Here is a 6567-nt window from a genome sequence, read left to right on the forward strand (position 1 = left end):
GTTCTCATAGACCCAGCCCACCACCGGAACGCCCCTATTTTCCCGCCGGGAAAAATAACACCCCGACACGCCTACTCGCACAAGGCCAAACCCCGGGTATAAACACCACAAAAGTTCCTATAGCCCGATGATTGCGTAACCGTGCGTAGCGCAGCATGGTTACGCGTAAGATAACCGGTAAATAGGGTGGTACGTATTCAGTTGCTGGGCTCGGGCTGCGCGTCGAATTGTGTCTGGTGATCGAGTTGTTTGACTGCAGCTTAACTTATGCGCGGTGATGATAGTCGTGATGCGGGCCGGTGTAGATTTTTAAGCGCTTTCTGCATGTTGGCCCACTCCTATCCGGGCCAACATGATTGTTCTGGCTTTTTGGTCGGGTTCTCCCGCGTCATACTGGGCCAACGGGTTATATTCTTTGTGTTTTTGTGTGTTGGCCCGGAGGTTAAGTATTACAAAACCGCGGAATTAAGCCATTTTGCAAAAACCGGCTCAATCAAGCCGCCGGGCCACAATGCGATAACCGGCGAAAAACGCATGTTGGCCCGCAGAGGGGCTCAGAATTGGCGCATGAATCCGTTTGGACATAGCGTGCGAACAACTCAACGTTGAGCTGCAGGAGTGCGAGCATATTGAACGTCGGCAATACGAGACGAAATCGTATAGCAAGGTGTTTATCTTGCTCTGAGATCGGGCCATGGGGTGGGAAGCAGGACATCCATGGTGACGCCGAGTACCTGAGCTACGGCCATAACGTTGAGCAGGCTCGGGTTTGACGGTAATCCAGGCCTTGATTCGCTTTTCAGGGTAATTCACAGGATGAGTCTTCGTCTGATGATGTGACCAGTGGCGGTATTGACTATGAGCATGCGGTAGTGGCCTGCGATAAAGCGGCTAGGGAACAATTGTTCTCCGGGCATGAGGACAACAGCGATCCTATATTAGGAAGGCAACAGGGAATGGTCGGTCTCAGTGAAGATCAATATCTGGCTAGCTATAACGTGAGAGTTGATGGGAATCTCACCGCAATTACTTGCTTAGTTGATGGAACAAAAGACGAAGTACACGTTATTAGCGTTAATCAGGTAGATGCTCAGTGAGCCTCTGCGAATACAGATATGAATCATAGATTGAAGGGCGTCACCTTGCATGCGATGACCTTCAGGCATGACTGGCCATCTTGGCGGAGGTCGAAAAGTAAAGGCCCGGTGCTACGAACGCCGGGCCTTTACCATGTCACCAGCCGAAGCCGGTAACCCAAGGGTACAAAATGAATCATTACAGAGTATATATCGCATCACAGATATGCAATATATGCCAATAGATGCGTGCGCCTCGCTGCCTTGTAAATACCAATGCTCTTCAAGCCTATAGAAGGGAATGATGAAAACCCGCGCGCGGAGCCGTGTTATGGTATCCGCGTGTGAGCGGAGCCGGAGGTACGCCATTGTCCGCCCGTCTCCATTGGCTATATTAGCGAGTGAATTGTTGCGGCACGGCGAACAACAATCATCATTTGCTAAGAAAATGTCATATTGTGAGCATGCAGAGGTCATTTGCTGGCTCATACTCGCACTGTTGGCTGCGGCAAAACCTGAGGTTGAAGTCCTATCGCGGCAGGAAAACCTATGCCAGGCATCGACAGTTCTGGCATGCTGCTGGTTTCTCCCGCCGCCAGCCTAATGTGGTGGCCATGACTGAGATTTATGAGACCCAACCGGAGCGCACCGATCTGCCGCTGGTAGCTATGCCTTCCGTGCTCAAATCGATGATCGATCCCATCAAAGCGCAGTTCCCAGCACTCAAGGATGTGGCACGAGTGCGCATGTTCGAGGAATTCACGTCGGATGAGGATGTCATTGCCGAACGCGTTGCCGATGCCGATGTGCTGCTCGTCGGCGGGTACCATATCTCCGATGATCTGTTGCGTACGCTCAACGAGCACAGCCATGTCAAGTGCATTGTGTTCTGCGGCACCGGCGTGGCCAGCTACATCAATCTTGATTTGGCGCGTGAATTCAAAATCCGCGTCTGCAATGCCGAACATTATGGTGACCATGCCGTAGCCGAGCATACGTTCGCGCTGATGCTGGAACTGGTGCGCCGCACCGGTCAGCTGGATGCCAATGTGAAGGCCGGCAGCTGGTCCTGGGCTGGTGGCGATGGACTGCAACTGGCCGGTCGCAGACTCGGCATCATCGGACTTGGCGGTATCGGCAGTACGGTAGCCGGCATCGCCCGAGCATTCGGTATGAAGGTCAGCGCATGGAATTCCCATGTGCCAGCCGAGCATTTCGAACGCTCCGGAGCCGAACCGGTCAACGATCTCAACGAACTCATCGCCAACAGTGATGTTGTCTCGGTGCATCTGCCGCTCAACAATGCCACGCGCGGCATTGTCACCGCTGAGAACCTTGCGCATTTGCAGCCGGGCACGTTGTTTATCAATACCGCGCGCTCCGAAGTCATCGAATCCGGTGCGCTGCTCGCACGACTGAGCAAGGGTGATATTCCCGCCGGCCTCGACGTGTTCGACCATGAGCCGCTCGCCGCCGACGATGCCATTTGCAAGGTGCCTGGCATCGTGCTCACGCCGCACGTCGGCTGGCGTACCGACGGCGCATTCAAGGAACTGACACGACAGATGATTCAATGCGTTGTAGCCTACTTTGCCGGCAAGGATTACAACGTCGTTGTCTCCGAACGCTGAACCTTGCCTGCCGTCGCCCAGAATCACGATACTGTTGGATCCTTATGCAAACGATTCTCAATACGCCTGACGCTCCCGCGCATGACGCGCTGGTCGAGAAGAAATCCGAATTCATCGGTGATGCTGCCCACGTGGCATCACTGGATGAGGCGCTCGCCTTCGTAGCCTCCATTCGCGAACAACATCCCAAGGCTCGCCACGTGGCCTACGCCGCTGTGTGCGGTGGCGCTGATGGCAGACTTTCCGAGCGCATGAGCGATGATGGTGAGCCGTCCGGCACTGCTGGCAAGCCGATTCTCGATGTGCTGAAGCAATCCGGTACCACTGACTGCGTGGTGGCTGTGACTCGATACTTCGGCGGTATTTTGCTGGGGTCGGGTGGTTTGGTCCGTGCGTATTCCTCGGCGGCATCATTGGCGATGAAAGCCGCGCGGGTGGCGCATATTATGACTGCGCAACGCTACCGGATGCAACTCGAATACCCGCAGCTCGCGCGATTCCAGCAGCTATTGGCTTCAGTGGGAGGCAGCCAGGAGGATGAGCAGTACACGATGAACGTGGTGCTGACTGCCGTGGTGCCGCAGGAATCCACCGAGCGATTCGAGGAACGCGTGCGGGAAACCTTCAACGCCGCAGTGACTCCGGAGCCGCTGGATATGGTGAATATTCCAGTACCGGTGAACGACTGACCTGACGGCTGGGATCATACGGCCAATAACCTGACAACCAACTAGGCTGGGACATATGACGAACGAGAACGAGAGCAACATCGAAAAGAACGCGCAACCCGCCCCGCAGTCGGACACGGCTGAGACGAAAGCCGGCGAAACCTCGCATGAGGAGGCCGTCAAGAATTTCGAGCCGCTGACCGTTGCCTATGAGCGGTTGCGTCATTCCACTGATTCCGCGGAACTTTCGGAGTTTGCGCGCAGGCCGCTGCCGGACCGCTCCAATCAGGCGGCGTTCTCCCGCGCCACAGCATTGCTGGAGGCCGTGGCGGGCAACCGTCACACTCCGGTTGCCGATCGCGTATTCCTGGCTACCACCATGCCGTTCCCGAATGTTCTGGTCAAACTGTCGGAAGATCCAGATGCTTCGGTACGTCAGGCTGTTGCCGCCAATGAGGATGACAAGAATTGGCTGGTGGGTCGCTTGACCAAGGATCCGGTGCCTCAAGTGCGCGATCATGCGCTGCGCAATAAGCGCACCAGCTGGAAGATGCGTCTTGAAGGCGCGCAGGATCCCACTGCGGATGCTGAGACGCTTGATTTCCTGGGCTCCCTCGGCACCGAAATCGAGGAAGGTGCGCCGGCGGTGCTTGCATCGATGGTGCGCAGGGCTGTGGCGTTGAATCCGAATACCTCGGCACAGATGCTGGAAAAACTGGCGAATGATCCGTCCGAAGAGGTCCGTAATGCCCTCGCGCAACGATAAAAACGCCATTAAGTTGAATATCGGGCAAATTTACGTCAATTGAGTCGTTGCTGTTACAGTGTGGCGTGCTATAAGGGCGTTAGACTGGGGCTATGAGTGAGAACACCGAGAATGAAGAGCGGCTGGCGCGCCCATTGATTCGACTGGCCAAGTTGGTCGGCATCGGAACCAGCTACGTGGGCATGAGCCATGACTATCACGAGATCGACGATGACGTCCTGATCGAGATACTCGCCGCTCTGGGCATCGAAGCCCGAGACGAAGACAGTCAAGATGCAGCCATCCGCCGCATTCTGAAGGAACGCTACTCCAGGCTGGTGGCGCCAACGGTACTGCATACCGCTGGGGTGGAGGATCAGGTGCTGGTGAACACCGGCATTCTGGAAACACCGAGCGCCACCATCACATTGGAGAACGGCGAGACGTACACCGGGACGATTAGTACCGGTCCGGGCGATGGCTCTCAGGCTTTCGATCTTGGCGACCGCTTCGTATCGAACGCTGCGCTGATCATTCCCGCGGATGTGCCGGTCGGTTACCATAAGCTGCACGTTACGGTAGGCAATCGCACTCAGGACGCTACGTTGATTAGCGCGCCCAGCAAGGTTGACCTTATCGATCCGATGAAGCACGGCTCGTTGTGGGGCTGGATGGCTCAGTTGTATTCGATTCGCTCTTCCGGCTCATGGGGCGTGGGCGATTATGAGGATCTGAAGAACCTGCTGGTCGATGCCAAGAAGAAGACCGGTGCCGACTTCATTCTCATCAATCCGGTGCATGCGGCGGAACCGGTTTCACCGCTTACACCGTCGCCGTATCTGCCGGTGAGCCGTCGACTGGTGAACTTCACGTATATTCGTCCGGAATCCGTGCCGGAATATGCGATGCTTACTGCTGACGTGAAGCAGCAGGTGGATGCGCTGCATGCCGATGTGGAACCATTGAACGGCGACGCCCAGCTCATCGACCGCGATGCCATGTGGCGCAGCAAGATGCATGCACTGTGGATTATCTTCAAGGCCGGCCGCACCGCTGAGCGTCAAGCGGCATTTGACGAGTTCAAGACCAATAGTGGATCCGACTTGGAAGCCTATGCCACATGGTGCCTGTGCTACGACAAGTGGGGTGCTCCTTCAGCCGACCCGAACAACTGGGAGCATGTGCTGAATCGCTCCTCCCAGGAGATTGCGAACCTGAAGAATCAGTTCCCGGACACTCTGGACTTCTATCGTTGGCTGGAATGGGTCGCCACGGAACAGTTGGGTGCAGCCCAGCAGGCAGCCAAGGATGCGGGCATGCATATCGGCATCATGTCCGATATGGCCGTTGGCGTGCATCCTTATGGAGCCGACGTGTGGTGGAATCCGGAACGCTTCGCCAAGGGCGCCACGGTGGGTGCTCCGCCGGACATGTTCAACCAGCAGGGGCAGAACTGGAGCCAGCCGCCGCTGAGCCCAATCGATTTGGAGGCTACCGGCTACCAGACCTATCGCAACATGGTGCATGACATGTTCGCGCGTGCCGGCGCCGTGCGCATTGACCATATTCTGGGTCTGTTCCGTCTGTGGTGGATTCCTGAACACCATTCCGCAGTCGATGGCGCTTATGTGTACTACGACTCGAATATCATGCTGGGCATTCTGGCCATCGAGGCATCCCGCGCGAACGGCGTGGTGGTCGGCGAGGATTTGGGTGTGGTGCCCGATTATGTTGCCGATTCCTTGGCGAGCCACGGTCTGCTGGGCTGTGCAGTGGAATGGTTCGAGCAGCGCGACGGCGTGTTCCGCAAGCCTTCCGATTACCGTCCATATGCGCTGGCATCGGTGAACACGCATGATCTGCCGCCGGCAGCTGGTTATCTCGAATACGAACATGTGAAGATTCGTGAACGCCTGGGGCTACTGACCGGTCCGGCTGAGGAATTCGAGAAGTCCGCCAAGGCTGAACAGGACGCGATGATCGCCATGCTGGTGGAGCAGGGCTACCTTGACCGCGAGTATGCGGATGACCGTGTTGCCCATGAGTCGGACATCATCGATGCGCTCTACCGGGCACTCAAGGATGCGCCGTGCAAGCTGTTCGCGGCATCCATCACCGACGCGGTGGGTGAGAAGCGTGCGCAGAACCAGCCGGGCACCAATAACGAATACCCGAATTGGCGTATTCCGCTCGCCGATAGCAAGGGCAACGTGGTGCCGCTCGAGAACATCTTCGATACCCCGGGTGCCCAGCGATTCGCCGATATCTTCAACAACTAATCCTGAGTAGTTCGGATTGTTCGAGTGCCGGCGCTGATTACGGGTTATAGGCCAAAATGTGTGTCTGAGGGGTTAGTCGTTTGACTGCCATTGGACTCGTGTGTGGAAGTCGTTCCAGTCGATGCCGGCCCCGTATCGCGTGGGAATGCCGAACGTCTCGTACGTGCC

The 6567-nt window shown here is 56.5% G+C and carries 4 protein-coding genes; all 4 read left to right on the forward strand.

What is annotated here, in order from left to right:
* Positions 1-1690: 1690 nt before the first annotated feature.
* The 4 genes from JS530_RS10660 to malQ all read left to right on the forward strand — a co-directional run bounded on the left by JS530_RS10660 (position 1691) and on the right by malQ (position 6399).
* Positions 1691-2707, forward strand: coding sequence for a D-2-hydroxyacid dehydrogenase family protein (locus JS530_RS10660; RefSeq protein WP_214377126.1), 1017 nt, complete (start codon positions 1691-1693; stop codon positions 2705-2707).
* Between the two features lie 44 nt (positions 2708-2751).
* Entirely contained in the window at positions 2752-3396 is a 645-nt protein-coding gene (locus tag JS530_RS10665) for an IMPACT family protein (protein ID WP_214377127.1), read from the forward strand.
* A 55-nt stretch (positions 3397-3451) separates the two neighbouring features.
* A complete protein-coding gene (locus JS530_RS10670; RefSeq protein ID WP_214377128.1) occupies positions 3452-4141 on the forward strand; it encodes an AbrB family transcriptional regulator in 690 nt (229 codons plus the stop codon).
* Between the two features lie 92 nt (positions 4142-4233).
* Positions 4234-6399: a 4-alpha-glucanotransferase gene (malQ, locus tag JS530_RS10675; RefSeq protein WP_214377129.1), complete on the forward strand. Its 2166-nt coding sequence runs from the start codon at positions 4234-4236 to the stop codon at positions 6397-6399.
* The last annotated feature ends 168 nt before the right edge of the window (positions 6400-6567 follow it).

Source organism: Bifidobacterium colobi (assembly GCF_018555455.1).
GTDB lineage: Bacteria > Actinomycetota > Actinomycetes > Actinomycetales > Bifidobacteriaceae > Bifidobacterium > Bifidobacterium colobi.

Bases quoted from the DNA above. Each gene is read 5' to 3' on its own strand.
- JS530_RS10660 (WP_214377126.1), top strand. From the start codon at position 1,691: ATGACTGAGATTTATGAGACCCAACCGGAGCGCACCGATCTGCCGCTG.
- JS530_RS10665 (WP_214377127.1), top strand. From the start codon at position 2,752: ATGCAAACGATTCTCAATACGCCTGACGCTCCCGCGCATGACGCGCTG.
- JS530_RS10670 (WP_214377128.1), top strand. From the start codon at position 3,452: ATGACGAACGAGAACGAGAGCAACATCGAAAAGAACGCGCAACCCGCC.
- malQ (WP_214377129.1), top strand. From the start codon at position 4,234: ATGAGTGAGAACACCGAGAATGAAGAGCGGCTGGCGCGCCCATTGATT.